This window comes from Rubellimicrobium aerolatum, assembly GCF_017872975.1.
Taxonomy (GTDB): domain Bacteria; phylum Pseudomonadota; class Alphaproteobacteria; order Rhodobacterales; family Rhodobacteraceae; genus Rubellimicrobium; species Rubellimicrobium aerolatum.
Window position 1 is genome coordinate 407,443 of record NZ_JAGGJP010000002.1, and the last position, 26,987, is coordinate 434,429.

Genomic DNA, 26,987 nt, shown 5'->3' on the forward strand with positions numbered 1-26,987 from the left:
CCCCCTCGGCGTCATGGCGGGACGCCCCCTCACAGCCCCGCGCCGTCCCGCCCCGGCCGCTGGACGAACCGCATCGCCAGCGCCGCGAGCCGGAACGCCAGCGGCCCCACCCCCAGCGACAGCACGAAGGCGATGGGCCAGGCCGTCACCCAGCGGAGGAGCCACTCCCCCACCCAGCCGGGCGCGAAGCCCATGGGGATCGCCGTGAAGATCAGCGTCATCAGAAAGGCCATCAGGCCCGAGATGAACACCTGCGCGGTGATGAGGGTGGCCTTGGATTGGGTCATGTCGCTCTCCGGTCATGGGCGACGGAGGACCGAAAGCGCGCGCGCCCACGGCCCCCGTCGATTGGGGTCCGCCGCGGGATCGTGGGAACGACTAACTCCCGCGAGCGTCGCGGGGACCGGGCTAACCTGACCGGCCTGACGTTTTTCGGCCCGCCGCTCCTAGCGGCCCCGCCCCCCGCCCGCAAGCCCCGCCCGCGAGCGCTCCCGCTCCCCCCCGGCGCGGCCCAAATCCCTTCCCAAGGGGTTTGCCAAGAGCCTTCCAAAGGCTTTTCGTCCCCCGCCCCCCGCCTGCGCCCCCGATGCCTAAAATGCCACGCAACACGCAACGCCCGTTGCTGTCAGAGGTCGTTAACGCCCCCGTGCGATTCTCCCTCCCACGCGGCCCGGAGTCCCTCGCGACCTCCGCGCCCCCACGAGGCCCGCCCACGCGGCCTCCCCCCGCGCCGGAGGCCCCCGCCCCCGGCCGGTCTGTTTGACAGGCGACGGGCCGCTGGCCCAAACGCCACCTGGGCGAGAGGTCCCAGCCGCCGGCGCGTCGTGCACGCGCCTCCCGTGGGCCGGGCAGTCAATCCGGCACCACGGCCCCCATCCCCGCCGGCGCGCGAAGGGCACACGCGCGCCGGCGGTCCCTCTGGACTCCGCCTACCGGCCCAGCCGCCGCTTGCTCAGCAGCGCCGGCCCCGCGCATTCGGGATCGGTCGGCGCGGTCGTCTGCGCGATGAAGGGCTTTTGCGGCTCCACGCCGGACTCCTCGACCCAGACCCCCGACAGGCAGAAGTCCTGCGCGTAGTTCCCGGCGTTGAACCCGAACTCCCCCTCGTCGCAGTCCGCCGCCGTCCCGTCCGCGTTCCACCCCTGGTCGAAGGGCCCCGGCACCTCGCCGTTGGTCGGGAACTGCATCAGCCTCGGCCAGTAGCGCAGGTACCACGTGTCATCCGGCGCCCGCGTCGTGGCGTCCCAGGTGCCGATCGGGCTTCCGTCCTTGAAGCCCGCGATCTTGAACCGCGTCACGTCCGCTTCCGTCACCACCTCGGCTCCGGCCAGCGCGTCGGGGAACTCCATCGACCCGACCATCGTGTAGCCGCTCGACCCCGCCCAGCAGAAATGGACCAGGGCCGCCTGCGACGGCTGCGCCCAGAGCGCGAGGAGGAGCGACCAACGGATCATGCGCCGCTTCGTAGCACGTGCCCGGCGAGGTACAGCGACCCGCAGATCAGGACTCGGTGAGCGCCCATCCCCACCGCCGCCGCGATGGCCTCGCGCACGCCGTCCGCCTCGTCGGCCACCAACCCCGCCCCCCGCGCGTGCCGCGCCGTCTCCCCGGCGGGCAGCGTGTTCGCCTCCCCGGGGATCGACACCGCCCAGAGCCGCTCCGCCACCCCCGCCAGCGGCCGCATGAACCCCGCCACGTCCTTGGTGTTCAGCATCCCGCAGACAAGATGCGTCCGCGCGGGCGGCATCGCCTTCAGCGTCGCCGCGATGGCCTCCCCCGCCGCCGGGTTGTGCCCGCCGTCGAGCCACAGCTCCCCCGGCCCCATCACCTCGGCCAGCATCCCGCGCAGCCGCTGCATCCGCGCCGGCCACTCGGCCGTCGTGACGCCCGCCTCGCAGGCGTCCGCGTCCAGCCCCAGCTCCCGCATCGCCGCCAGCGCCGCGCCCGCGTTCACGATCTGGTGCGGCCCCGCCAAGTTCGGCAAGGGCAGGTCCAGCAACCCCCGTTCGTCCCGGAACACCAGCCGCCCGTCCTCCACCCCGCAATGCCAGTGCTGCCCCTCGGCCAGCACCGGCGCCCCCAGCCGCGCCGCCCGCGCCTCGATGACCTCCAGCGCCTCCGGGTGTTGCCGCGCCACGACGACCGGCACCCCGCGCTTCAGGATGCCCGCCTTCTCCCCGGCGATCCTGCCCAGCGTGTCGCCCAGGTATTGCTGGTGGTCCAGGTCCACCGGCGTCACGACGCACAGCCTCGGCTCCACGACGTTCGTCGCGTCCAGCCGCCCGCCCAGCCCCACCTCCAGCAGCGTCCAGTCCGCCGCCGTCTCGGAGAACGCCAGGAACGCCGCCGCCGTGGTGATCTCGAAGAAGGTGATCGGCGCCTCGCCGTTCGCCGCCATGCAGCGATCCAGCACCGCCATCAACTCATCCTCGGAGATCAGCTCCCCCGCGACGCGGATGCGCTCGTGGAACCGCGCCAGATGCGGCGAGGTGTAGGCGTGGACGCTCGCCCCCGAGGCCTCCAGCCCCGCCCGGATCATCGCCTGCGTCGATCCCTTGCCGTTGGTCCCCGCGACATGGACCACCGGCGGCAACCGCCGTTCGGGGTGCCCCAGCGCCGCGCAGAGCCGTTCCACCCGCGCCAGCGTCAGGTCGATGATCTTGGGGTGGAGCCGGGTCATCCGCTCCAGCAGGAGATCGCTCCCCCCGGTCATTCGGCGGCGGCTTGGGTCTCGACCGCGACGGGCTCGGGCGACGGCAGGTCCGCCATCACCGCCGGCGGCTCGCGCAGCAGCATCCGCAGGATGGTCACGATCTCGTCCTTCAGCTTGCCGCGCGGCGTCACCCGGTCGAGCATCCCGTGGTCGAGCAGGTATTCCGCCCGCTGGAACCCGGCGGGCAGCGTCTCGCGGATGGTTTGCTCGATCACGCGCGGCCCGGCAAAGCAGATCAGCGCCCCCGGCTCCGCGATCTGCACGTCGCCCAGCATGGCATAGGAGGCCGTCACCCCCCCGGTCGTCGGATGCGTCAGCACCACGACGTAAGGAAGCCCCGCCTCCTTGAGCATCTGCACCGCGACCGTCGTGCGCGGCATCTGCATCAGCGACAGGATGCCCTCCTGCATCCGCGCCCCCCCGGCGGCCGAGAACAGCACCAGCGGCCGCCGCAGCTCCACCGCCCGCTCGGCGGCGGCGATGATGGCGTTGCCCACGTACATCCCCATGGACCCCGCCATGAACGAGAAGTCCTGCGCCACCGCAACGACCGGCGTCCGCCCGACCTCGCCCTCGGCGACCAGCATCGCCTCCTTCTCGCCCGTCGTCTTGCGGGCCTCCTTGAGGCGGTCCACGTATTTCTTCTGGTCGCGGAACTGCAGCGGGTCGGGGATCGGCTCGGGCACCCGGACCTCGATGAACGCGCCGCCGTCGAAGAAGGCCTTGAACCGCTCGCGCGGGCGGATCGCCATGTGGTGCCCGCAGTTCGGGCAGACGTTCAGGTTCTCGGCCAGCTCGCGGTGGAACAGCATCTGCCCGCACTCGTCGCACTTGGACCAGAGGTTCTCCGGCACCTCCCGGCGCGAGAAGATGGAGTTGATCCGCGGGCGGACGTAGTTGGAGATCCAGTTCATGCGCGCGCCCTCCGAGCCTTTGACGGGCTGAGATAAGCCCCCACGGCCGCGGATGCAATCGGCGCGGGGCCGCGCGCCCCGCCTACGCGCGACTGGACAGCCGCCCCCGCCTGCGCGACCTTCCCCCCGGATCGCAGGGGGAAGACGCCGATGACGACCGACCGCCGCTTCGACAAGGCCCGGCTGCCCAGCCGCCACGTCACCGAAGGCCCGGCCCGCGCGCCGCACCGCAGCTACTTCTACGCCATGGGCCTCACCGACGAGGAGATCCACCAGCCCTGGGTCGGCGTCGCCACCTGCTGGAACGAGGCCGCGCCCTGCAACATCGCCCTGAACCGGCAGGCGCAGGCCGCCAAGGCCGGGGTGAAGAAGGCCGGCGGCACCGCGCGCGAGTTCACGACCATCACCGTCACCGACGGCGTCGCCATGGGCCACGAGGGGATGCGCTCCTCCCTCGCCTCGCGCGACGCCATCGCCGACACCGTGGAGCTGACGATGCGCGGCCACTGCTACGACGCGCTCGTGGGCCTTGCGGGGTGCGACAAGAGCCTCCCCGGCATGATGATGGCGATGATCCGCCTGAACGTGCCCTCCGTCTTCGTCTACGGCGGCTCGATCCTCCCCGGCCGCCATCAGGGCCGCGACGTGACCGTGCAGGACGTGTTCGAGGCCGTGGGCCAGCACCAGGCCGGCACCCTGTCCGACGCCGAGCTGGCGATCCTCGAACGGGTCGCCTGCCCCTCCGCCGGGGCCTGCGGCGCGCAATACACGGCGAACACCATGGCCTGCGTGAGCGAGGCGATCGGCCTCGCGCTGCTCAACTCCTCCTCCGCCCCCGCCCCCTACGAGAGCCGCGACCAGTTCTGCGAGGCGGCGGGCGTGGCCGTGATGACCCTGATCGAGAAGAACATCCGCGCCCGCGATATCGTGACGCGGAAATCGCTGGAGAACGCCGCCCGGATCGTCGCCTGCACCGGCGGCTCGACCAACGCGGCGCTGCACCTGCCGGCCATGGCCCACGAGGCCGGGATCGCCTTCGACCTCTTCGACGTGGCCGCCATCATGCGCGACACGCCCTGGTTCGTGGACCTCCGCCCCGGCGGCCGCTACGTCGCCAAGGACCTCCACGAGGTCGGCGGCGTCCCGGTCGTCCTCAAGGAACTCCAGCGCGTCGGCCTCCTGCACGAGGACTGCCTGACCGTCTCGGGCCGCACGCTCGGCGAGGAGCTGGACGAGATCCGGGCCGAGGCCGACGGGCGGGTGGTCTACCCGGCGACCTCGCCCCTCACCCGCACCGGCGGCGTCGTCGGCCTGCGCGGCAACCTTGCCCCCGACGGCGCCATCGTGAAGGTCGCGGGCATGAGCGAGGCGGAGCAGGTCTTCACCGGCCCCGCCCGCGTCTTCGAGAGCGAGGAGGACGCCTTCGCCGCCGTCAAGGCCCGCGCCTACCGCGAGGGCGAGGTGCTGGTCATCCGTAACGAAGGCCCGGCGGGCGGGCCGGGGATGCGCGAGATGCTGGCGACCACGGCGGCGCTGTCGGGCCAAGGCATGGGCAAGAAGGTCGCGCTCATCACCGACGGCCGCTTCTCGGGCGCGACGCGCGGCTTCTGCGTCGGCCACGTGGGCCCCGAGGCCGCCCATGGCGGGCCCATCGCGCTGCTGCGCGACGGCGACCTCGTCACCATCGACGCGCTCCGGGGCGAGCTGTCGGTGGCCTTGTCGGACGAGGAGCTGGCCACCCGCCGCGCCGCCTGGCCCGGGCCCCGCGAGACGCAGTATGCCTCCGGCGCGCTCTGGAAGTTCGCCCGCCTCGTCGGAAGCGCCCGCCACGGCGCGGTGACGCATCCGGGCGCGAGCGCCGAGCGGCACGTCTACATGGACCAGTGAGGAGAAGGGGGGCGCTGCCCCCCGCGCGCCGACGCGGGGGCCGCCGCCTTCGGCCCGTTTCCATGGCTACGCCAATTCCGCGAGACTCCTCCGATTTGACCGGCCTTTGTCTCAATTGTGCCTGATTCGAGAACGAGAAGCGCCCCGACACCAACTCCCGTTCCCGATTTGGAAAGGATCGCGCATGGACCGCCTGACCGAGATGGAAGCCTTCGCCACCGTGGTGGACCAGGGCGGCTTCACCGACGCCGCCAAGAAGATGGGCATCTCCAAGTCCGCCGTCTCCAAGCACGTCTCCGCCCTTGAGGCCCGCCTCGGCGCGCGGCTCCTCAACCGCACCACCCGCCGCGTGTCGCCGACGGAGATCGGGCTCGCCTACTACGACCGCGCCCGCCGCGTCCTGAACGACGCGGGCGAGGCCGACTCGCTCGTGACCTCCATGCAGGCGGCGCCCTCGGGGCTCCTGCGGATCTCGGTGGCGACCGACTTCGGCGTGAACCACCTCAGCCCGGTCCTGGGCACCTTCCTTCAGGAATTCCCCGACATCACCGTGAACATGGTGCTGAACAACCGCTACGTGGAGCTGATCTCCGAAGGCTTCGACATGGCCATCCGCATCGGCGACCTGGAGGATTCCACCCTCCGCGCCCGCAAGCTGGCCGAGACGACGCGCAAGATGATCGCCTCGCCCGACTACTTCACCCGCTACGGCCGCCCCAAGACCATCGACGACCTGAACGAGCACAAGCTCCTGCACTACTCGAACCAGGCCAACAACGCGGTGTGGAAGATCACCGCCCCCTCGGGCGAGAAGCGGCAGGTCCGCACCTCGGGCTGGCTCACGGTCAACGACGGCCAGTCGCTGCTGAACGCCTGCGTGTCGGGGCTGGGCATCGCCTACCTGCCGTCGTTCCTTTACGCCGACTCCATGCAGAAGGGCCTCGTGGAGGAAGCGATTCCCGGCCTGCCGACCGAGGTGCAGGGCATCTACGCCGTCTATCCGCCGGGCCGCTTCACCCAGCCCAAGGTGCGCGCCTTCATCGACTTCCTGGTCGAATCCTTCGCCGAGAAGGGCCCGAACTCCTGGTGAGCCGCTTCAGGGCAGGACCAGCGCCTCGACGCGCCGGTTGGCGGCGCGTCCCTCGGCGGTGAGGTTGGTGGCGCGCGGCGCGAGCCAGCCCATCCCCTCGGCCACGAGCCGCCCGCGCCCGACCCCCAGCGCCACGAGCCGGTCGGCCACCGCCTCGGCCCGCCGCTTCGACAGGGCGACGTTGGCCGCCAGCGATCCCTCGGCGTCGGTGTGGCCGACGATGGCGACGCGGCGGCCCGGGTTCGCCGCCAGATAGGCCGCCAGCGCCGCCAGCGCCGCGCCCCCGTCCGGCCCCAGCTCCGCCCCGCCGCTGGCGAAGGCCAGCCCTTCCAGCACCACCCGCCCCTCCCCCTCGATCCGCGCCGCGAGGTCCGAGGCGGCCGGCGCCGGCCCGGCCTCCGGGGCGGCCGGCGGCACGGGGTCCGTCGGATCGGCGGGCGCGACCGCGACGAGCTGGACGAAGCCCTGCGCGTCGCTGCGGCTGACCAGGAGGCTCAGGACCTCGCCGCCGCGCCGGGCCGACAGGTAGTGGAAATCCACGAGGTCCACGAACATCGCGGGCGGCGGCAGGATCTCGACGGCGGCCCGGAAGTCGAAGCCCCCGCAGGCCTCGGCCTCGCAGTCCAGGAGCGGCCGGAACCCCTGCGCCGCGACCTGCTCGCGCAGCGGCGCGAGGATCTGGAGCACCGTGCGCCCGGCCGCGTTCACCTGCCAGACCCGCCGCGTCACCGCCCCCTCCGCCGCCAGGACGGGCGCGCCCCCGTCCTCGGCCCAGGGACCGGTGGCGATGGCATGGCGGCCCAGGGGCTCGGACCGCTCCAGGGCCAGGACCACGGGGCCGCGCACCTCCAGCGTCACCGCCCCGGCGGGGCAGGCCCCGAGCGCGAGAGCCAGCGCGAGCCCGGGAAGCGCCCACCCCGTCGCCCTGCCCCCGCCCGACTGGCCCCCGCTCGCCCGGCCCCCGCGCCGGCTCATTCCGGGAAGAGCGCCGCGAGCCGCGTCATCGCCTCGTTGACCCGCGCCCCGTCGGCGCCCCGGATCACCACGTTGGCCCCGAAGGCCCCGTTCTGCTGGAACGGATAGGAGCCCATCGTGAGGTCGGGATAGGCCGCCGCGAGGTCCGACAGCGGCCCCGCGATCTCGCCCTCGCCGCGCTGGATGCGGTAGCTCTGGGACAGGAGCGGCGTCCCGCCCGTCAGGCGCGGCAGCAGGCCCGCCACCATCGCCTCGAAGATGCGCGGCACGCCGGCCATGACATGGACGTTGCCGACCGAGAAGCCGGGGGCGGCGCTGACCGGGTTCTCGATCAGCGTGGCCCCCTCGGGGACGCGGGCCATCCGCAGCCGCGCCTCGTTCATCTCCACCCCCATGCGGTCGTAATGCGCCCGCAGGACCGCCCGCGCGTCGTCCCGCACCGACAACGCCACGCCCATCGCCTCGGCCACGGCGTCGGCGGTGATGTCGTCGTGGGTGGGGCCGATGCCCCCCGACGTGAAGACGTGATCGTGCGCCCCCGCCAGCGCCCGCACCGCTTCCACGATCACCGCGTGGCGGTCGGGCACCACCCGCGCCTCCCGCAGGTCGATGCCGACCCGTGCCAGCTCCTGCGCCAGGAAGTGGAGGTTCGAGTCGCGCGTGCGGCCCGAGAGGATCTCGTCGCCGATCACGAGGATCGCGGCCGTGGGATTCATGAAGGTCCTCGCATTGGTGCTGGGGCTGAGGTATAGGCCGGCGCCCCCGGCCGATCCAGCCTCGCGTCTGGAACTCCCCGGCGGCTTCGCCTATTTCCTCCCCATGGATACAAGGACGCGAGCAGTGGACGAACGCCGAGGCCGACTCACCCGCGAGGGCATCCGCATCCACGAGCCGGGCGACTTCGCCGGGATGCACGCGGCGGGCCGCGTCGCCGCCGAGATCCTCGACGACATCGGCCCGCACGTCGTCCCCGGCCAGACCACCGGCGAGATCGACCGACTCATCACCGAGATGGTGAAGGCGCGCGGCGCGACTTCGGCCACGATCGGCTACAAGGGCTACCAGCACGCCTCCTGCATCAGCGTGAACCACGTCGTCTGCCACGGCATCCCCGGCGACAAGGTGCTAAAGGACGGCGACATCCTGAACATCGACGTGACCGTGATCCTCGACGGCTGGTATGGCGACACCTCGCGGATGTATGTCGCGGGCACGCCCAGCCGGAAGGCCGAGCGGCTGATCCAGGTCACCCACGACGCCCTGATGCGGGGGATCGAGGCCGCGCGGCCCGGCGCGACCTTCGGCGACATCGGCCACGCCATCCAGGCCTATGTCGAGGCGAACCGGATGTCGGTCGTCCGCGACTTCTGCGGCCACGGCCTCGGCCGCGTCTTCCACGCCCCGCCCAACGTCCTCCACTACGGCCGCCCCGGCACCGGCCCGCGCCTGGAGGAGGGGATGTTCTTCACCATCGAGCCCATGGTGAACTTGGGGCGCCCCGAGACCAAGGTCCTCGCCGACGACTGGACCGCCGTCACCCGCGACAAGTCGCTGTCCGCGCAGTTCGAGCATTCGGTCGGCATCACCGCGACGGGGGTGGAGATCTTCACGCCCTCGCCGGGCGGGGTCTTCGTCCAGCCCCGGCGCTAGGCCCGCACCATCGCCGGCTCGGGCAGCCACCACTCCTCCAGGTTCGGCCCCTCCCCGATCCGGTCCACCACCGCGAACAGCCCCGGCGCGTGCAGCGGCGTCAGCACCCCGTGCCACGTCCCCCGGTGCAGGTTGATCCCCTGCCCCGGCGCGGTGAGGAAGGCGCGGACGCGGCCCGGCGTCGCGTCGCGTCCCTCGGCGACGATCACGAGGAACGGGTTCGGCGTCATCGGCAGGAAGGCCTGCGAGCCCAGCGGATGCCGCTCCACCATCTCCAGCCGATAGGGCAGCGCCCTCGGCTGGGCGTCGAACAGGCTGATCCCGGCGCGGCCCCCGTCGAAGTCGAGCCGCGCCCGGTCGTGGAAGCGGCCGCAGAGGCCCTGGTTGATGATCCGGTCGGGCGGGCCTGCCGCCTCCAGCACGTCGCCGAAGGGGGCGAAGGCGTCGGGGGTCAGCGGTTCTGCGAGGGTGTCGGTCATGCGGGCACCGTCGAGGGGGGCTCTGCCCCCCGGCTTCGCCTCCCCCCGGGATATTTGGAGCCAAAGAAGGCCATCAGAGCGCCAGCGCCGGATGGCGGTTCACGTCCTTGTAGAGGAGATACCGGAACGGCCGGTCGCCCGTCGCCACGCAGGCCTGCGGGCAGAAGGCGCGCAGCCACATGAAGTCGCCCGGCCCGACCTCCACCCAGTCGGTGTTCAGGAGGTAGCGCGCCGTCCCCTCCAGAACGTAGAGCCCGTGCTCCATCACGTGCGTCTCGGCGAAGGGGATGCGGCCGCCGGGACGGAACGTCACGATGTTCACGTGCATGTCGTGGCGAAGGTCGTCGGGCTCCACGAAGCGCGTCGTGCCCCAGAGGTCGGTGTTCGGCATCCACCGCACCGGCTCGGCGCGGTCGGAGGTCACGACGACCGGGGGCATGGGCAGCCCCGGCGCCGGGACATACCGGCGGCGCACCCAATGAAAGCGCAGGAGCGAGGTGGCCCGCAGGCTCCAGCCGCAGGCGGGCGGCAGGAAGGCGTAGCTCCCGGCGCCCAGCTCATGCGTCTTCCCGCCGATCCGCAGGACGCCCGTCCCCTCGGCCACCAGGATCACCCCCTCGGCCCCGGCGTCGGGCTCGGGCGCGTCGCTGCCGCCGCCGGGCTGCACCTCCATGGCATATTGCGCGAAGGTCTCGGCCAGCCCCGATAGCGGTCGCGCGAGGACCCAGGCCCGCGTCCCCTCCCAGCCGGGGAAATGGCTGGTCACGATGTCGCGCTGCACCGACGCCGGGATGAAGGCGTAGGCCGTCGTGAGCACGGCGCGGTTGGCGGCAGGATCGCCGGACTGGTCCGGCAGGCCGCCGGGCGGGAAGGCGTAGCTCATGGCAGGATCGCTTTCAGGCGCAGCTCGGCGATGCGCTCGACCTGCCGCAGCGCCTCGGCCAGCTCGGTCGCGGGATCGGCCCCGACGCGCCGCTCGAAGGCCGACAGGATCGACGCCTTCGTGTGGTCGCGCACCGCGATGATGAAGGGAACGCCGAACCGCCCCACATAGGCCGCGTTCAGCTCGGTGAACCGCGCCCGCTCCGCGTCGGTCAGCGCGTCAAGCCCGGCGCTCGCCTGCTCGGCGGTGGACTCCGCCGTCAGCCGCCGCGCCGCCGCCAGCTTCCCGGCGAGGTCCGGGTGGGCGCGCAGCACGCCCAGCCGCTCCTCCGCCGTGGCCGTCCGCAGCACCCGCGCGAGCGCGCTGGCCAGCCCCGTGGCCGTGTCATGCGCCGCCCCCAGCTCCAGCTGCCATGCCCGTTCGGCCACCCAGGGCGAATGCTCCACGATCCCGCCGAACCGCTGGACGAAGGCGTCGAGCGGCATCTCCGACGGCCGCTCCCGCCGCTGGTGCGGGTGATGCGCCGCCCAATGCGCCGCGATCTCGCCCCGCGTCGCGAACCACGCGCCGCCTTTCTGCCGCGCGTGGTCGAGGAACTGCTTCAGCCCGCTCGCCTTGCCCGGCCGCCCCACGAGCCGGCAATGCAGCCCCACCGACATCATCCGCCCGCCCTCGGCGTGGAGCGTGTCATAGGTGTCGCAAAGGTAGTCCCCGAAGTCCCGCCCCGTCACCCAGCCGGGCGACACCGCGAACCGCATGTCGTTGGCCTCCAGCGTATAGGGGATCACCAGTTGGTCGCGCGCCCCCACCTCGCGCCAATAGGGCAGGTCGTCGTCGTAGGTGTCGCTGATCCAGTCGAAGCGCCCCGTCTCGGCCGTCAGCCGCACGGTGTTCGCGCTGCACCGCCCCGTATACCACCCGCGCGGCGGCTCGCCGACCACCTCCGCATGGAGCCGGATCGCCTCGGCGATCTGCGCCCGCTCGACCTCCTCGGGCATATCCCGATGCTCGACCCATTTCAGCCCGTGCGAGGCGATCTCCCACCCGGCCTCCTTCATGGCCGCCACCTGCGCGGGCGACCGCGCCAGCGCCGTCGCCACGCCGTAGACCGTCACCGGCTGCCCCCGCAGCATCCGGTGCAGCCGCCAGAACCCGGCCCGCGCGCCGTAATCGTAGATCGACTCCATGTTCCAGTGCCGCATCCCCGGCCACGGGCTTGCCCCCGCGATGTCGGACAGGAACGCCTCGGACGCGGCATCCCCGTGCAGCACCGAATTCTCGCCCCCCTCCTCGTAGTTCAGCACCAGCGACACGGCCACGCGCGCGCCGTGGGGCCAGTTCGCCTCGGGCGGGGCCTCGCCATGGCCAAGGGTGTCGCGGGGGTAGCGGTCGGGCATCGGGCGTCTCCTGTTCGGCCGATTGGTAGGCCGGGGCGGCGGGCGCTTGCAACCCGGAGCGGACCGGCCGACAAGGCGGAAAACGGGGACTCGCCATGTCCGATGGATTTCTGACCACCCATGTTCTCGACACCGCGCGGGGCGGCCCGGCGGCGGGCCTGCGCATCACGCTCGACCGGCTGGACGGCAACACGCGACAGCGGCTGGCCGAGGCCGTCACCAACGCCGACGGCCGCACCGACGCGCCGATCCTGCCGCAGGGCCGCTTCGCCCCTGGCCTCTACGAACTGACCTTCCACGCCGGCGACTACCTGCGGACGACCGGCGCGGCGCTGACGGAGCCCCCGTTCCTCGACGCCATCCCCCTCCGCTTCGGGATGGAGGCCGGGCACTACCACGTCCCCCTCCTCCTGTCGCCCTTCGGCTATTCCACCTACCGGGGAAGCTGAGACCGCCCAAAATCCAGGCATCGCCACCCCGCCGGGCGCCCTGCGCCTTCCGGTCCCCCGCCGCCCCGCCTATCCTGACACCCGCAAGGGGAGAACCGAATGTACGACGCCGCCGTCCTGTGGCACTGGGCCGAGTTCGCCGTCCGCTGGCTCCACGTCATCACCGCCATCGCCTGGATCGGGTCGAGCTTCTACTTCATCGCCCTCGACCTCGGCCTCCACCGCGACCGCAAGCTGTCCACCGGCGCGGACGGCGAGGAGTGGCAGGTCCATGGCGGCGGCTTCTACAACGTCCAGAAATACCTCGTGGCCCCCGCGCAGCTCCCGAACGACCTCGTGTGGTTCAAATGGGAAAGCTACTCGACGTGGCTCTCGGGCTTCACGCTCCTGATCCTCGTCTACTGGCTGGGGGGCGAACTCTACCTCATCGACCCGCGCGTCCAAGCCTTCCCGCCCCTGCACCTGGGCCGGATCGAGATCCCCTCCGGCGTCCAGGCCGCCGCCCTGTCCGCCGCCTCCCTCGCCTTGGGCTGGGTGATCTACGACCGCCTCTGCCGCTCCCGCTTCGGGCAGGAGCCGGTGCGCCTCATGGTGGCGCTCTTCGGCGTCATCGTCGGGATGTCGCTGTTCTACACGAACGTCTTCTCGGGCCGCGCCGCGCTCCTCCACCTCGGCGCCTTCACCGCCACGATCATGTCGGGCAACGTGTTCTTCACGATCATGCCCAACCAGCGGATCGTGGTCGCGGACCTCAAGGCGGGCCGCAAGCCCGACCCCAAGTATGGCAAGATCGCCAAGCAGCGCAGCACCCACAACAACTACCTGACGCTGCCGGTCATCTTCCTGATGCTGTCGAACCACTACCCGCTGGCCTTCGCGGGCGCGAACACCTGGGCCATCGCGTCGCTCGTGTTCCTGATGGGCGTCACCATCCGCCACTGGTTCAACACCACTCACGCCCGCCAAGGCCGCCCCCATTGGACCTGGGCCGCCACGGCCGTGATCTTCCTCCTGATCGTCTGGCTCGCCTCCCCCCGCGCCTTCGGCTACTCCGAGGCGCAGGAGGCCGAGGCCACGCTCCTCGCCCCCGGCGCCGACCGCTACGCACAGGCCTCCGACTTCGCCGAGGTCCATTCCATCGTCCGGGGCCGCTGCTCCATGTGCCACGCGGCCGAGCCCGCCTGGCCCGGCCTCCACTGGCCCCCCAAGGGCGTGATGCTGGAGACCGAGGCCCAGGTCGCCAACCGCGCCCGCGACATCTACCTCCAGTCCGGCGCCAGCCACGCCATGCCCCCCGGCAACCTCTCGGAGATCACCGAGGAGGAGCGCGCCGCGATCCGCGCCTGGTATCAGGGCGCGACCTGAGGCGGCCGCAGCCAGCCGGGCGCGCACTCCACCCGCCCGGCCCCCGCCAGCGCCGCCACCCGCTCCAGCTCCGCCAGCAGCCGGTCGGTGCGCCCCTTGCCCCAGCGCAGCCCCGGCTCGGGCCAGAGCGCCCGAAGGACCACCGCCCCGCCCATGGCCACCACCTCGGCCCGCCCCACGAGCCGCGTCCCTTCCAGCAGCGGGAACACGTAGTAGCCAAAGACCCGCCGGGACGCAGGCACGTAGATCTCGATCCGGTAGCGAAAGCCCCAAAGCCGCTCGGCCCGCGCCCGGTCGCGTAGGGCGGGGTCGAAGGGCGACAGGAGCCGGAGGCGGTCCGACGGCTCGGGCAGCGCGGCGGCCTCCTCCCGCACGCCCGGCCGGGCGAGGCTCCGGCGCAGCCGCCCGTCCGCGCCCTCGACGGCGACCTCCTCCACCTCGCCCCGCGCCAGCGCCCCGCGCGCCCAGGCCTGCGCCTCCTCCGGCGTCAGCAGGTCCCAGAACGCCGCCACCTCCCCCGGCGTGGCAAATCCCAGCCGGTCCAACGCCGCGCCGGCCGCCCAGCCCACCGTCTCCTCCAGATCGGGCCGCGCCGCGCGCACGGCCTCGGGCACCACGCGCTCGGTCAGGTCATAGGCCTTCTGGAAGCCCTGCCGGTGGCTCACCGACAGCTCCCCCACGCGCCACAGGTATTCCAGCGCGACCTTCCCCGGATGCCAGTTCCACCAGCCGGGCGGAACCCTCGGCCCCCGCGCCAGCTCGCCCGACAGCGTCGGGCCGTTGGCGGCGACATGGGCCAGCGTCCGGTCGATCTCGGCGCGGAACCCCGGCCCCTGCCAGGCGTCCCAGCGCGCATCCAGCCGCGCGCGGTCCCGCTCGAAGCGGTGCCGCCAATGCGGCCAGAACGCCATGGGGATCACCGCCGCGTCGTGCGTCCAGTGCTCGAAGGCCCGCCGCCCGCGCACCTCGGCCCCCAGGTCGGCGGGCCGATGGGCCGGGCTGCGGCTCCACAGGATCAGGTCGTGGGCGCGGGCCAGCGTCAGCACCGAGTCCACCTGCACGAAGCCCAAGTCGTCGAGCAGCGCCCCCGTCCCCCGCCGGCGCGGGGCCCCAAGCAGCCCGTGCCGGTCGAGAAAAAGCCGCCGCGCGGCGGCGTTGGGCAGGATCGGCAACGCCATGGGGGCCTCCTCGTGGACTTCCGGGCCCGGCGACCTTATGTCGGTCGGATCATGGCCGACCAGAAGAACCCCAACCGCAAGCTCATCGCCGAGAACCGCCGCGCGCGGTACGACTACGCCATCGAGGACGACCTGGAGGCGGGGATCATCCTCATGGGCTCCGAGGTCAAGTCGCTCCGCACCGGCCAGTCGAACATCGCCGAAAGCTACGCGAGCGTCGAGAACGGCGAGCTCTGGCTCACCAACGCCTACATCGCCCCCTACGACCCCGCCAAGACCTGGGGCCACGAGGAGCGCCGCCGCCGCAAGCTCCTCGTCAAGCGCAAGGAACTCGCCCGCCTCTGGTCCGCCACCGCGCGTGAAGGGATGACCATCGTCCCCCTGTCGATGTACTTCGACGACAAGGGCCGCGTGAAGCTCAAGCTCGGCATCGCCAAGGGCAAGAAGCTCCACGACAAGCGCGCCACCGAGGCCGAGCGCGACTGGAACCGCCAGAAGGGCCGGCTGCTGAAGCAGGGCTACTGACCGCCCCTCCGCGTCCGGAGGCGCGACGCGAAGGCACCCACCAGCCCCGCCCCCGGTGGGCGCGCGGAGCCGTCCCGCCGCCCGTCGGAAGCGCCGCCTCGCCGGAATTTACGCTGCGTCAGGGAACCAAGCGCCCGCTGCCACATTGAAAGCCTGCCGCCGCGCCTCCCGCGCCGGCTGCGGGCCGACCGGGCCACGATCAACCAACGCAGGGGAGCGGAATGGGTTTCATCTGGACCATCGTCATCGGCTTCGTCGCCGGCATCATCGCCAAGCTGCTCACGCCGGGGCGCAACGAGCCCTCGGGCTTCATCCTGACCGCGATCCTCGGCATCGTCGGTGCCTTCGTGGCGACGTGGCTCGGGCAGGCGCTGGGCTGGTATGCCCCCGGCGAGGGCGCGGGCCTGATCGGCTCGGTCGTCGGCGCCGTCATCGTCCTCCTGGTCTGGGGCGCGCTGCAACGCCGCCGCGCCTGATCCCGTCCCGCGCCTACCGCCCAGGCGGGGCCTGCGCCCCGCGCCCATCCCCCACGCGGGGCCGCGCCCCGCGCCCATTCCGAGGAGTTCATCCATGGCACGCAGCGGCTTTCCCTCGATGACGGCCCTTCTGGGGCTTCTCGCCGTCGCAGGCTACCAGAACCGCGACAAGATCTCCGAGATGCTGAACAGTCGGGGCGGCGCAGGAGGCGGCACAGGCGGCGGCGGCCTGGGCGGGGCCATGGGCGGCGGCGACGGGATGGGCCGCCAGGCTGGCCTGGGCGGCGGCGCCGGCGGCCTGGGCGGGATGCTCGGCGGCCTCATGGGCGGCGGCGCGCAGGGCGGCGCCGGCGGCGGCGGCCTCGACCGCCTCCTCGGCGGCCTCATGGGCGGGGCCAGCGGCGCGGCGGGCGGCGCGGGCCTGGGCGGCCTCCTCGGCGGCGGCCTCCAGGAGATGAACGAGCGCTTCCGCCAGACCGGACGGGGCCAGGTGATGGACTCCTGGGTGAACACCGGCCCCAACGAGCGCATCGAGCCCCACGACCTCGAGGCCGCCATCGGCCCCGAGACGCTGGAGGACCTCCAGGAGGCGACCGGCCTCTCGCGCGAGGAGCTGTTGTCCCGCCTCTCGCGTGAGCTTCCCGACGCCATCGACCAATACACTCCCGACGGCCGCCTTCCCGACCGGGACCTGTCCTGACCGGACGAGGGCGGACCGCCACGATCTCCGCCCCCTCCCCACCAAGGACATGAACGCGGCGGGTGATCCGCGTGGGATGCGCGTCAGCGCACCATCCTCGCCCGCCCCCACCCGCTGCGCCGAACCGCATCCTGCGCCCTGCCCCCTCATCCCATAGGGGCGTGCGTCCAGCCTTCATGGAGTGCAGGGTCCTCGCCCCGCAGGGAGCGCGGTTCTTCGCGTCCCGCGAAGGTTCACGCACCGCCCTCCCCTCGCGATCGACGAGGGCGCGTGAACCCCGTCCCCGCCGGGACCCACGCCCCCTGCGGCCTGCTCCGCCCGGCCCCCCGCCTCACAACGCGAGCCCTCCCGCCGCGCGGGTCCAGGGCCCCCCTCCCCGCGCGCCGCTCCCCCATCCGACTCCACCGATCCTCCTTGATGCCGCCTCACTTCCGCCACGATCCGGGACGCCTGTCCCGCGCGATCCCGCCCCTCGGGACCGCCGCCATCGAGGATTCGCCCCATGCTCAAGACCCTTCTCGCCACCGCCGCCCTGCTGGCCGCCACCACCGCCGGCGCGACCCCCGTCGCCCCCCTCCTCGTCAACGGCGACTTCGAGGACGGCCTGACCGGCTGGACCGCGACGGCCTGGGGGGACACCTGGATCGGCGCCGAGGTCGACTCCGGCCCGGACGGCTCGGCCAACCTCGGCGCGGGCCTCTACGCCGGCGCCGGCGCCACCCTGAGCCAGAGCTTCGCCACCACCGCCGGCCACGCCTACGCCTTGTCGTTCTGGTCCTTCAACTCCTGGTGGGGCGACGTGCCGATCCTCTACGCCTTCGGCGACGTGGCCGGAGAGGTGTCCGACATCCCCCGCTGGATCGAGACCACCGCGACCGTCGTGGCCAGCTCCGCCATCACGACCCTGACCTTCACCTTCGACGCGGCCGACGTGCCCGAGGACTACAACGCCTACCTGGGCCTCGACGACGTGACGATCACCGACGAGGGCCCCGCCGCCCCCGCCCCGGTGCCGCTCCCCGCCTCGGGCCTCCTGCTGATGGGCGCGCTGGCCGGCGCCGGCGCGCTGCGCCGCAAGCGCGCGGCCTGACCCGACGCGCGGAACGGCCCGACCCGGACGGCCATCACGGGACCGGTCCAGCGTAGGGTGGGGTTCCACCCCACCATCCCGGCGCGCAGGACGCAGGGAATCGCGCCCAACATGGCTTGCCGCCCCGCAAGGTGCGTGGTCCTTCGCGTCCCGCGAAGGTTCACGCACCGCTGGACCTCGGCGGCCGGATGGTGCGCGAACCCCGGCTCCCCCAGAACCCACACCCCCTACGCCGTCGAACGGAGGTCCAGCCTCAGCGCCGAATGGTCGCTCAGGCCGGCGCGGGTCGAATGGTCGTAATCGGCCGCCGAGACCCGCTCCACGAGGTCCGCCGACACGAAGGCATGATCCAGGCGGAACCCGTTCCCCGCCGTCGAATACCACGAGAACTCCCGTGCCTCCCCATGGAGGAGTCGCCACGCATCGACCCAGCCGGCCTCCCCCAGGCGCCCGAACTCGGCCGCGCATTGGAAGGTCGCCCCCGCCTCGTCCAGGCGATGCCGCCCGGTGTTGAAGTCCCCCATGACGAGCGTCGGCCCGGACAGCTCCGGGGGCCGACCGAGAAGCCACAAGAACATCGGTCGCTTCGCCTTCAGTTGCGCGAAGTAGACGCCGACAAGGGTGACCCCGGCCACGCGCGCGGCCACGGCCCGATGCTCCTCGCCCTCGGGCAGGGCCAGCGGCACGGCCTCGGCCTCCTCGCGGGCGAACAGCGCCACGGTGTTGGTCTTAGGCGGCACCTCGGGCACGAAGCACCGCCGATAGCCCGCCTCGGCCAGACGCGCGCGGAGCCGGTCCCCCGTCGGGCCGCGATGCACCTCCGAGCAGATGATCGCATCGCTGCCCGTCCCGACCAGCCACTCCGCCAAGGCGTCGATCCGGCGGGAGCCGCCGTGCCAGAGGTTGAGCGTCGTGATCTTCATCGGGCGGGCGTCCTGACCGGCGTAGGGTGGGTTACCCCTCACCTTGACCCGCGCAGCCCCGAGGCGGAACCTCGCCCCAGGTTAACAAACCGTTGCCACCGAACGCTCACCCCCCGATTCGCGCAACACCCCCCAACCCTCGCGTATAAAGGACCTCCACGACGAAAGGAGGTGATTCCATGCGCGCAGACGACCCGACGACCGCCCCGGCCCCCAGCCACGCCCCCGCGCTGGCCCGCCTAGTGCGCGTCGGCCCAGGTGCGCCCGCGTCCCGCCTCGACTTCCAGCGGCACCGACAGCCGCACCGCCGGATCGGGCGCCGCGACCATCACGGCGCGCGCCCGCTCGATCAGCGCGTCCTCGGCCCCCTGCTCCACCTCGAACAGCAGTTCGTCGTGGACCTGGAGCAGCATCCGCACGGGCAGCCCCGCGATGGCCGGCTCCATGCGGATCATCGCGCGGCGGATGATGTCGGCCGCCGTCCCCTGGATCGGCGCGTTGATCGCGGCGCGGCGGGCAAAGGCCGCGCCGGGCCCCTTGGCGTTGATCTCGGGCGTGTGGATCTTCCGCCCGAACAGGGTCCGCACGAAGCCGTCGCGCTTCGCCCCCTGGATCACGCTGTCCATGAAGGCCTTGATGCCGGGGAACTTGACGAAGTAGGCGTCGATGAACCGCTGCGCCTCGTCCTTCGGGATGCGGAGGTTGCGCGCCAGCCCGAACCCCGAGATCCCGTAGATGATCCCGAAGTTGATCGCCTTCGCCCGCCGCCGCAGCTCGGGCGTCATCTGGTCCAGCGGCACCCCGAACATCTCGGACGCCGTGATCGCGTGGATGTCCCGCCCCTCGCGGAAGGCGGCCTTCATCTCCGGCAGGTCCGCCATGTGCGCCAGCAGCCGCAGCTCGATCTGGGAATAGTCCAGCGACACCAGCACCTTGCCGGGCTCCGCGACGAAGGCCTCGCGGATGCGGCGGCCCTCCTCGGTGCGGACGGGGATGTTCTGGAGGTTCGGATCGGTGGACGCCAGCCGCCCGGTGTTCGCGCCCGCGATGGAATAGCTCGTATGGACGCGCCCTGTCTCCGGGTTGATCGCGTTCTGGAGCGCGTCCGTGTAGGTGCTCTTCAGCTTGCTGACCTGACGCCAGTCCAGCACCCGGCCGGGCAGCGGATGCTCGGTCGCGAGGTCCTCCAGCACGTTCACGTCCGTCCCATAGGCCCCGGTCTTGCCCTTGACCCCGCCCGGCAGCTTCATCTCGTCGAACAGCAGTTCCCCGAGCTGCTTGGGGCTCCCGAGGTTGAACGGCCGCCCCGCCATCTCCTGCACCTCGGCCTCCAGTTGCGCCATCTTCTGCGCGAAGGCCCCGGACATGCGGGACAGCGTGTCGCGGTCCACCTTGACCCCCGCCATCTCCATATGGGCGAGGACGGGCACCATCGGCCGCTCCAGCGTCTCGTAGACGGTCGTCACGCCGACCCGGTGCAGCCGCGGCCGCAGCACGGTCCACAGCCGCAGGGTCACGTCCGCGTCCTCGGCGGCATAGGGCGTCGCGCGGTCGATCGGCACGCGGTCGAACGTCACCATGCTCTTGCCGCTCCCGATCAGTTCCTTGATCGGGATGGGCACGTGGCCGAGGTAGCGCTCGCTCAGCTCGTCCATGCCGTGGTTGTGCAGGCCCCCGTGGAGCGCATAGCTCAGCAGCATGGTGTCGTCGTGCGGCCGGATCTCGATCCCGTGGCGGGCGAGCACCTTCCAGTCGTACTTGATGTTCTGCCCGATCTTGAGGATGTCGTCCGCCTCAAGCACCGGCTTCAGCGCGTCCAGGACCTCCTGCAAGGGCAACTGCCCCTCGGCCAACTGGTCGCCGCCGAACAGGTCGGCGGTGGGCGAGGACTTGTGCCCGACCGGGATGTAGCAGGCGACGCCCGGCGCGGTGGCGAGGCAGATGCCCGCCAGCTCCGCCACCATCTCGTTGAGCGAGGTGGTCTCGGTGTCCACCGCCACCCGCCCCGCCTCGCGGATGCGGGCGATCCACTGGTCCAACTGCTCCCGCGTCCGCACCGTCTCGTAGGCGGCGCGGTCGATGGGCGGCAGCGCCGTCTCCTCGGGCGCGGGCAGCTCGCGCGCCATCTGGCCCGAATCCTCCGGCACCGCCGGCGCGTCCACGCCCAGCCGCTGCGCCACCTTCTTCGACAGGCTGCGGAACTCCATCCGTCCCAGGAAGTCGAGGATCGTCGCCGCGTCGGGCTCCCGCACCTCCAGCGAATCGAGGTCGAAGTCGAGCGGCATGTCGCAATGGAGCCGCACGAGGTCCCGCGACAGCCGCACCTGATCGGCGTAGTCGATGAGCGTCTGCCGCCGCTTGGCCTGCTTGATCTCGGGCGCGCGCGCCAGCAGCGTGTCGAGGTCGCCATACTCCTGAATCAGTTGGGCGGCGGTCTTGGCCCCGATCCCCGGTGCGCCCGGCACGTTGTCCACGGCGTCGCCCATCAGCGCCTGCACGTCCACCACCCGCTCGGGATAGACGCCGAACTTCTCGAAGACCCCCTCGCGGTCGATGCGCTTGTTCTTCATGGGGTCGAGCATCTCGACCCCGCCGCCCACGAGCTGCATCAGGTCCTTGTCCGAGCTGACGATGGTCACGCGCCCGCCCGCGTCCCGCGCCTGGCAGGTCAGCGTGGCGATGATGTCGTCGGCCTCGAAGCCCTCGATCTCGTGGCAGCTGACCCCGAAGGCGCGCGTCGCCTCCCGCGTCAGCGGGAACTGCGGCACCAGCTCCTCGGGCGGCGGCGGCCGGTGGGCCTTGTAGTCGCCATACATCTCGTTGCGGAACGACTTGGAGGAGAAGTCGAAGATCACCGCGACATGGGTCGCCGCGTCCGCGCCGGTGTTGGTCTCGATGTAGCGCAGCAGCATGTTGCAGAAGCCCGCGACGGCGCCCACCGGCAAGCCGTCGGACTTCCGCGTGAGCGGCGGCAGCGCATGGTAGGCCCGGAAGATGAAGGCCGAGCCGTCGATCAGGTGCAGGTGGCACCCTTTGCCGAACGCCATGCGCCCCGCCCCCCGTCAGTTGCCGTGATGCTGGCCCGAGCCGCCGTCGTTGCCCTTCCGCGCGCCGTCCGTCCCCGCGCCCGGCTGCTTGCCGCGCACGGTCCCCTCCAGGTCGGCGGGCTGGGCATGGTCGGCGAGGCCCGGCGTCGCCGGATGGGCGTGCTGCGCCTCCGACTCGGCGTGGACGAAGCGGGCGTCGCAATAGCCGCAGTCGATGAACCCCTGCTCGCGCGGGATCGTATACCAGACGCGGGGATGCCCCAGCGCGCCCTGCCCGCCGTCGCAGGACACGCGCCAGGCGGTGACGACCTTCACCTCCGGCGGCGGCAGCCCGTCGGGCGCGGGATGGTCCGTGCGGCGGATCATGATCTGGGTCATGGGAAGCGGTCCCCCTCGGGCTGTGCGGCGCTCGGGCCGGTCTTAGCCCAGCCCGGAGGGCGAGGAAAGTGCGGCGCTCCGGACAGCGCCGCGACCCGCCACGCCCTAGCGCGACAGCATGGGGCCCAGCGGCCGTCCGCCCAGGATGTGGATGTGGAAGTGCGGCACCTCCTGCCCCCCCGCCTCGCGGGTGTTGGCGATGGCGCGGAAGCCGGGCTCCAGCCCCTCCATCCGGCAGACCTCGGCCACGGCGGCGAGGAACCCGGCCTGCTCCACCGCCGTCGCCTCGGCGGCGAAGTGGTCGAGGCTGGCATAGGGCCCCTTCGGGATCACGAGGACGTGCACGGGCGCCTGCGGCCGCACGTCGTGGAAGGCGAGCGCGTGCTCGTTCTCGAAGACCGTCTTGGCCGGGATCTCGCCGCGCAGGATGCGGGCGAAGACGTTGCCGGGGTCGTAGTCGAAGGCCACGGGGCATCTCCTCAAGCCGAACAGGGCCGTGGCGCGGCCCTCCGGGGCGCATCCTGTCCCACCGCCGCGCCCGGCGCCAGGGGCGGCGCGCGGCCGCGGCGGCCCGGCGCGCGGACGGGGCCCGGACGGGCGGCGCCCGGCGCATTGGCGCCCACCTGTGGCCCTCCCGCCACGGACCCTGGGGCTCCCGGCGGGGCGGACTCGACACAAGCCATGGTTTGGCCTTGATTTTGTCGTGGGTCGCCCGGTCGGACGCCCTTGACGACACAGGGCCCTTCGATGGCGGCCTGCCCCATCTGCGGCTTGATCCCGATCGCGTGAAGATTCTAAGCAGATTCCATGACGAACATCGATCCCACCGCGTCATCCTGCGAAGGCCCGGGCCCGGCGCCCGGCCTGCCTCTCCGCCCCCTCGGGACGGGACGCGCCGCGCGTCGCTCCCGGGCGGCGCTGCCGCCGATGCCGCTGGGCAAGCGGCTGTTCGACATCATGCTGTCGTTCCTGCTCCTGGCGATCCTCTGGCCCGTGCTGCTGCTGACCGCGCTGGTGCTGCTGCTGGCCGAGGGGCGGCCCGTCTTCTACCTGGGGGAACGCATGTGCTCCCCGGACCGTTCGTTCCGCCAGATCAAGTTCCGCACCATGCGGGTCGGCGCCGACGCGGTGGGCGGGGTGACGGGCGGCGACAAGGCGGCCTCGATCTCGCCGTTGCACCAGCTCCTGCGGCGCACCCGCGCGGACGAGCTGCCGCAGCTCATCAACGTCCTCAAGGGCGAGATGAGCCTCGTCGGCCCCCGCCCGCCCATGCGCTCCTACGTCGAGGCCTTTCCCGAGATCTACACGCCGGTGCTCCAGAGCCGCCCGGGCGTGACCGGCCTCGCGACCCTGCGATTCCACCAGCACGAGGAGCGGCTGCTGGCCTCCTGCCGGACCCACCGCGAGACCGAGGCCGTCTACCGCCGCCGCTGCATCCCCCGCAAGGCGCGGCTCGACCTGATCTACCAGCAGCGCCGCAGCCTGTGGCTCGACCTCGCCCTGGTGGCCGAGACGGCGACCAAGCCCTTCTGGCGGGTGCATCACCGCAACCAGTTCCCCATGCCGCAGCAGGTCGTGACCGCCAAGGTCGCGTCGGGCCTGCCCGCCGGCATGGCGGCCCCGCAGCCCGCGCCCGTGCCGATCTCCCCCCATCCGGCCGAGTAGGGGGGCGCCCGTCAGGGCGCCGCCGGAGCCGCCTCGCGCGGGGCCTCGTAGCCCCAGGGATTGGCCGACTGCCAGGCCCACAGGCTTCGCACCATGTCGTCCACGTCGCACTCCGCCCGCCAGCCCAGGACGCGGTTGGCCCGCCCGCAATCGGCCCGCATCTCGGCCACGTCGCCGGGACGGCGGGGATGCACCTCGGCGGGCAAGGGGCGGCCCACCGCGCGCTCGAAGGCCGCCAGCATCTCCTTGACCGACACGCCCTGGCCGGTGCCGATGTTGTAGGCCTCCGCGCCCGAGGCCGCCTCGGCGCGGGCCAGCGCCGCGACATGGGCGCGGGCGAGGTCGGCCACGTGGATGTAGTCGCGCACGCCCGTCCCGTCCGGCGTCGGATAGTCGTTCCCCCAGATCCGCAGCGCGTCGCGCCGCCCTGCCGCCACCTGGGCCATGAAGGGCATCAGGTTCTCGGGCACGCCGCGCGGGTCCTCGCCCATCCGGCCCGAGGCGTGCGCCCCGACCGGGTTGAAGTAGCGCAGCAGGATCGCCGCCCGCCCTGCGTCGGCGGCGGCCCAGTCTGTCAGCATCCGCTCGGCGATGACCTTGGTCTGGCCGTAGACGTTGGTCGGCCCGATCGGGTGGTCCTCGTCGAAGGGCAGGTAGCGAGGCTCGCCGTAGACGGTGGCCGAGGAGGAGAAGATGATCCGCGCCGTCCCCGCCGCCTCCATCGCCTTGAGGAGCGAGACGGTCCCGGCGACGTTCACGTCGTAGTAGTCGGTCGCGCGCCGCGCGCTCTCGCCCACCGACTTGAGGCCGGCGAAGTGGATCACCGCGTCGGGCCGGAAGCGGGTCGCGGCGGCGGTCAGGCGCGCGGTGTCGCGGATGTCGCATTCCTCGGACTCGAAGAAGCCGTTGGTCAGCTCGCGCACGCGGTCGAGCGCCCGGGGGCTGCTGTTGGCGAAGCTGTCCACCACCAGCGCCTCGTGGCCCTGGCCCAGGAGCTCGACCAGGGTGTGGCTGCCGATGTAGCCGGCGCCGCCGGTCACGAGAACGCGCATCTGTCCCTCATGCGTTGTGTGTGCCGGCATAGCGGCCGGACGGGGGGCTTGGTTCCGACAGCGACAGGGGCTCCGCCCCTCGGCCCTTCGGGCCTCACCCCGGGATATTTGGAGCCAAAGAAAGGCCAGGGGCAAGGCCGTTACTCGCGCGCGAGCCGGGCGCGGCCCTGCGCGGTGACGCGCAGGCGGGCCTCCACGAAGACCCGCTGGCCCTCGGCCTCGGCCTCGCGGCGGTCGAGCGCGTGGCGCAGCTCCACCTCCCCCGCCCCGGCAGCGCGGGCGCGGGCCGTCGCCTCGGCTTCCAGCGCCTCGGCCAGCGCGGCCAGCGCCGCATCCGGGTCGGCGAAGCGGCGGGGGCCATCGGGGAGGTGCGCGACGACCGTGCCGGGGGCGGGGCTGGTGACCGTGCCCTCGACCGACAGGGCCACGCGGCCCACCACGGCCCCCACGGCGTTGGCGACCTCGGCGTGCTCGGGCAGGACGACGCGCGCGCTGAGCCGGGCGCCGACGGCGGGGTAGTGCGTGCGGGCCGAGGCCCCGAGCGCCACGACGGGGACGCCCAGCGACAGCCGTGCCCGGACCAGCCCCTCGTGCCCGTCCAGCCCCGCCTGGGCGAGCGGATGCCGCGCCAGCGCCTCCGGGTCGGGCCAGGAGCGGGAATCCTCGGCGAAGGCGGCCTCCAGCAGCGCCAGCGCGGTCTGGTGGGCGAGGCGGTCGAGGATGGCGCGGGCCAGCGCGGCGGCATCGGGGGCGAGCCGGTCGCCTCCGCCGGTGCGGCGGCGCGCGAGGACCGCGAGCGCCTTCTCGGCCGCGTCGCGGTCGAAGTCGGATTGCAGCCCCGCGACATGGGCGGCGTCGGTGGGCGTCGCCGCCGAGATCATTGCGAGCCCGCGCCCGACGAGCCGGTTCAGCGCCGCCCCTTCGGTCCGGGCGAGGACGGCCTTGGCAAAGGGAAGCGGGCCATGCGCGAGACGGGCGGCGACGACGGATTCGCGCGCGTCGAGCCCCGGCGGCGGGCCACCTTGCCAGAGCGGCAGGACGAAGCGCCCGGCCTCCTCCTCCGCCCGCTCCCGCGACAGGGCGTCGTCCAGCGCGCGGTGGACCAGCTCGCCATGGTCGCGGGCGAGGAGCGACACGGGGACGACGCGGCGCGGGCCAAGGTGAAGCTCGCCGTCCAGGCCAGGGAGCAGGTGCACCTCGCTGTCGCCGCCCAGGCCCCAGGTCCGCATCGCGACGGCCTCGACCATGGTGCGCCAGGGGCCGACGCGCGCGCCCTCGGGGTCGATCCGGGGGCGGCCGTCCGTCAGGACGCAGACGTCGGTGGTGGTGCCGCCGATGTCGGACACCAGCGCCAGCGGCTCGCGCGCCAGCCACGCCGCCCCGGCGACCGAGGCCGCGGGGCCGGACAGGATCGTCTCGATGGGCTTCTCGTGGGCGACCGCTGCGGCCATCAGCGCGCCGTCGCCGCGCACCACCATCAGCGGCGCGGGGATGCCGCGCGCGCGCAGGTGCCCCTCGCAGGCCGCCACCAGCCGGTCGATGAGGCCGATCAGCCGGGCGTTCAGCACGGCCGTCAGCGCCCGGCGCGGGCCGCCCAGGGCGGACGACAGCTCGTGCGAGCAGGTGACGGGCAGGCCGGTGACGCGGCGCGCGAGGTCGCGGGCGGCAGCCTCGTGCGAGGGGTTGCGGGTGGCGAAGCGGGCGGCGACGGCAAGGCCGGTCAGCCCCACGGGGAGCGTCCGCAGCCCCGCCTCCAGCGCCGGAAGATCGAGCGGGGCCACCTCGGCCCCGGCGTGGTCGTGGCCGCCGGGCAGGCGGATCACCGGGTCGCCGCGCAGCGCCTCGGGCAACCCGTCGCGCCCGAGGTCGGCCTCGTCGAAGCCGATGGCGACCAGCGCCACGCGACCCCCCTGCCCCTCCACCAGCGCGTTGGTGGCGAGCGTGGTGGAGAGCGCGACCATCGCCACCTCGGACGGCGCGATCCCCGCCCGCGCCAGCACCGCGTCGATGGCCGCGCCCACGCCGATGGACAGGTCGGGCCGGGTGGTCAGCGCCTTGGCCTTGGCGAGGACGCGGGTTTCACCCTCGTCCAGCAGGACGGCGTCGGTGTAGGTGCCGCCGGTATCGACGCCGAGGAGGACGGGCATGGGG

The 26,987-nt window shown here is 72.8% G+C and carries 26 protein-coding genes; 10 read left to right on the top strand and 16 right to left on the bottom strand.

Annotated features, from left to right (window positions below):
• Positions 1-29: 29 nt before the first annotated feature.
• The 4 genes from J2Z33_RS04120 to accD all read right to left on the bottom strand — a co-directional run bounded on the left by J2Z33_RS04120 (position 30) and on the right by accD (position 3,627).
• The gene (locus tag J2Z33_RS04120) at positions 30-287 is read right to left on the bottom strand and encodes a DUF2798 domain-containing protein (protein WP_209838140.1); all 258 of its coding nucleotides are present in this window, start codon (positions 285-287) and stop codon (positions 30-32) included.
• Positions 288-929: 642 nt separating this feature from the next.
• A complete protein-coding gene (locus J2Z33_RS04125) occupies positions 930-1,454 on the bottom strand; it encodes a hypothetical protein (RefSeq protein ID WP_209838142.1) in 525 nt (174 codons plus the stop codon).
• On the bottom strand, positions 1,451-2,713 hold the full coding sequence (locus tag J2Z33_RS04130; RefSeq protein WP_209838144.1) for a bifunctional folylpolyglutamate synthase/dihydrofolate synthase: 1,263 nt from the start codon (positions 2,711-2,713) through the stop codon (positions 1,451-1,453). The genes J2Z33_RS04125 and J2Z33_RS04130 overlap by 4 nt, the downstream gene beginning before the upstream one ends.
• Complete coding sequence (gene accD, locus J2Z33_RS04135; protein WP_209838146.1) at positions 2,710-3,627, bottom strand: acetyl-CoA carboxylase, carboxyltransferase subunit beta; 918 nt, start codon at positions 3,625-3,627, stop codon at positions 2,710-2,712. The genes J2Z33_RS04130 and accD overlap by 4 nt, the downstream gene beginning before the upstream one ends.
• Before the next feature lie 150 nt (positions 3,628-3,777).
• On the opposite strand from accD, the gene ilvD reads away from it, so the two are divergent.
• Both ilvD and J2Z33_RS04145 read left to right on the top strand, forming a co-directional pair.
• Positions 3,778-5,514 (top strand): dihydroxy-acid dehydratase, encoded by a 1,737-nt coding sequence (gene ilvD, locus J2Z33_RS04140; RefSeq protein WP_209838148.1) that lies wholly within the window; start codon positions 3,778-3,780, stop codon positions 5,512-5,514.
• A gap of 184 nt (positions 5,515-5,698) precedes the next feature.
• Complete coding sequence (locus tag J2Z33_RS04145; protein ID WP_209838150.1) at positions 5,699-6,604, top strand: LysR family transcriptional regulator; 906 nt, start codon at positions 5,699-5,701, stop codon at positions 6,602-6,604.
• Between the two features lie 6 nt (positions 6,605-6,610).
• On the opposite strand, the gene J2Z33_RS04150 is transcribed toward J2Z33_RS04145, so the two are convergent.
• Both J2Z33_RS04150 and J2Z33_RS04155 read right to left on the bottom strand, forming a co-directional pair.
• Positions 6,611-7,579 (bottom strand): OmpA family protein, encoded by a 969-nt coding sequence (locus tag J2Z33_RS04150; RefSeq protein WP_209838152.1) that lies wholly within the window; start codon positions 7,577-7,579, stop codon positions 6,611-6,613.
• Entirely contained in the window at positions 7,576-8,295 is a 720-nt protein-coding gene (locus J2Z33_RS04155) for a competence/damage-inducible protein A (RefSeq protein ID WP_209838154.1), read from the bottom strand. Before J2Z33_RS04155 ends, J2Z33_RS04150 begins: the two co-directional genes overlap by 4 nt.
• Before the next feature lie 124 nt (positions 8,296-8,419).
• Here J2Z33_RS04155 and map point away from each other — a divergent pair, with 124 nt between their 5' ends.
• On the top strand, positions 8,420-9,229 hold the full coding sequence (gene map / locus J2Z33_RS04160; protein ID WP_209838156.1) for a type I methionyl aminopeptidase: 810 nt from the start codon (positions 8,420-8,422) through the stop codon (positions 9,227-9,229).
• Here map and J2Z33_RS04165 read toward each other — a convergent pair.
• The 3 genes from J2Z33_RS04165 to puuE form a co-directional block, all read right to left on the bottom strand.
• Positions 9,226-9,708: an ureidoglycolate lyase gene (locus J2Z33_RS04165; protein ID WP_209838157.1), complete on the bottom strand. Its 483-nt coding sequence runs from the start codon at positions 9,706-9,708 to the stop codon at positions 9,226-9,228. The two genes, map and J2Z33_RS04165, sit on opposite strands and share 4 nt — an antisense overlap.
• A gap of 73 nt (positions 9,709-9,781) precedes the next feature.
• Entirely contained in the window at positions 9,782-10,591 is an 810-nt protein-coding gene (locus J2Z33_RS04170; RefSeq protein WP_209838159.1) for a bifunctional allantoicase/(S)-ureidoglycine aminohydrolase, read from the bottom strand.
• A complete protein-coding gene (puuE, locus tag J2Z33_RS04175; protein ID WP_209838161.1) occupies positions 10,588-11,988 on the bottom strand; it encodes an allantoinase PuuE in 1,401 nt (466 codons plus the stop codon). Before puuE ends, J2Z33_RS04170 begins: the two co-directional genes overlap by 4 nt.
• A gap of 95 nt (positions 11,989-12,083) precedes the next feature.
• On the opposite strand from puuE, the gene uraH reads away from it, so the two are divergent.
• Complete coding sequence (gene uraH / locus J2Z33_RS04180; RefSeq protein WP_209838163.1) at positions 12,084-12,437, top strand: hydroxyisourate hydrolase; 354 nt, start codon at positions 12,084-12,086, stop codon at positions 12,435-12,437.
• A gap of 99 nt (positions 12,438-12,536) precedes the next feature.
• The gene (locus tag J2Z33_RS04185; protein WP_209838165.1) at positions 12,537-13,802 is read left to right on the top strand and encodes a urate hydroxylase PuuD; all 1,266 of its coding nucleotides are present in this window, start codon (positions 12,537-12,539) and stop codon (positions 13,800-13,802) included.
• On the opposite strand, the gene J2Z33_RS04190 is transcribed toward J2Z33_RS04185, so the two are convergent.
• On the bottom strand, positions 13,787-14,980 hold the full coding sequence (locus tag J2Z33_RS04190; RefSeq protein WP_209838167.1) for a winged helix-turn-helix domain-containing protein: 1,194 nt from the start codon (positions 14,978-14,980) through the stop codon (positions 13,787-13,789). The two genes, J2Z33_RS04185 and J2Z33_RS04190, sit on opposite strands and share 16 nt — an antisense overlap.
• Positions 14,981-15,031: 51 nt before the next feature.
• Between J2Z33_RS04190 and smpB the strand changes: the two genes are divergently transcribed.
• From smpB to J2Z33_RS18650, 4 genes are all read left to right on the top strand, one after another.
• Positions 15,032-15,505 (top strand): SsrA-binding protein SmpB, encoded by a 474-nt coding sequence (smpB, locus tag J2Z33_RS04195; RefSeq protein WP_209838169.1) that lies wholly within the window; start codon positions 15,032-15,034, stop codon positions 15,503-15,505.
• A 221-nt stretch (positions 15,506-15,726) separates the two neighbouring features.
• The gene (locus J2Z33_RS04200) at positions 15,727-15,981 is read left to right on the top strand and encodes a GlsB/YeaQ/YmgE family stress response membrane protein (protein WP_209838171.1); all 255 of its coding nucleotides are present in this window, start codon (positions 15,727-15,729) and stop codon (positions 15,979-15,981) included.
• 94 nt (positions 15,982-16,075) lie between these two features.
• Positions 16,076-16,681 carry a YidB family protein gene (locus J2Z33_RS04205; RefSeq protein WP_209838173.1) on the top strand — a complete coding sequence of 202 codons (606 nt, stop codon included), beginning with the start codon at positions 16,076-16,078 and terminating at the stop codon, positions 16,679-16,681.
• A gap of 502 nt (positions 16,682-17,183) precedes the next feature.
• A complete protein-coding gene (locus J2Z33_RS18650) occupies positions 17,184-17,771 on the top strand; it encodes a VPLPA-CTERM sorting domain-containing protein (protein WP_209838175.1) in 588 nt (195 codons plus the stop codon).
• A gap of 227 nt (positions 17,772-17,998) precedes the next feature.
• Here J2Z33_RS18650 and J2Z33_RS04215 read toward each other — a convergent pair whose 3' ends face one another.
• From J2Z33_RS04215 to J2Z33_RS04230, 4 genes are all read right to left on the bottom strand, one after another.
• Positions 17,999-18,694: an endonuclease/exonuclease/phosphatase family protein gene (locus tag J2Z33_RS04215; RefSeq protein WP_209838177.1), complete on the bottom strand. Its 696-nt coding sequence runs from the start codon at positions 18,692-18,694 to the stop codon at positions 17,999-18,001.
• Between the two features lie 239 nt (positions 18,695-18,933).
• A complete protein-coding gene (gene polA / locus J2Z33_RS04220) occupies positions 18,934-21,741 on the bottom strand; it encodes a DNA polymerase I (RefSeq protein WP_209838178.1) in 2,808 nt (935 codons plus the stop codon).
• 15 nt (positions 21,742-21,756) lie between these two features.
• Positions 21,757-22,119 carry a zinc-finger domain-containing protein gene (locus J2Z33_RS18935; RefSeq protein WP_377109674.1) on the bottom strand — a complete coding sequence of 121 codons (363 nt, stop codon included), beginning with the start codon at positions 22,117-22,119 and terminating at the stop codon, positions 21,757-21,759.
• Positions 22,120-22,224: 105 nt separating this feature from the next.
• Positions 22,225-22,587 (bottom strand): histidine triad nucleotide-binding protein, encoded by a 363-nt coding sequence (locus J2Z33_RS04230; RefSeq protein ID WP_209838180.1) that lies wholly within the window; start codon positions 22,585-22,587, stop codon positions 22,225-22,227.
• 339 nt (positions 22,588-22,926) lie between these two features.
• Here J2Z33_RS04230 and J2Z33_RS04235 point away from each other — a divergent pair, with 339 nt between their 5' ends.
• The gene (locus tag J2Z33_RS04235; RefSeq protein ID WP_342454124.1) at positions 22,927-23,784 is read left to right on the top strand and encodes a sugar transferase; all 858 of its coding nucleotides are present in this window, start codon (positions 22,927-22,929) and stop codon (positions 23,782-23,784) included.
• A gap of 11 nt (positions 23,785-23,795) precedes the next feature.
• Here J2Z33_RS04235 and galE read toward each other — a convergent pair whose 3' ends face one another.
• Complete coding sequence (gene galE, locus J2Z33_RS04240) at positions 23,796-24,836, bottom strand: UDP-glucose 4-epimerase GalE (protein ID WP_209838182.1); 1,041 nt, start codon at positions 24,834-24,836, stop codon at positions 23,796-23,798.
• A gap of 140 nt (positions 24,837-24,976) precedes the next feature.
• On the bottom strand, positions 24,977-26,983 hold the full coding sequence (locus tag J2Z33_RS04245) for a hydantoinase/oxoprolinase N-terminal domain-containing protein (RefSeq protein WP_209838184.1): 2,007 nt from the start codon (positions 26,981-26,983) through the stop codon (positions 24,977-24,979).
• Positions 26,984-26,987 lie beyond the last annotated feature (4 nt).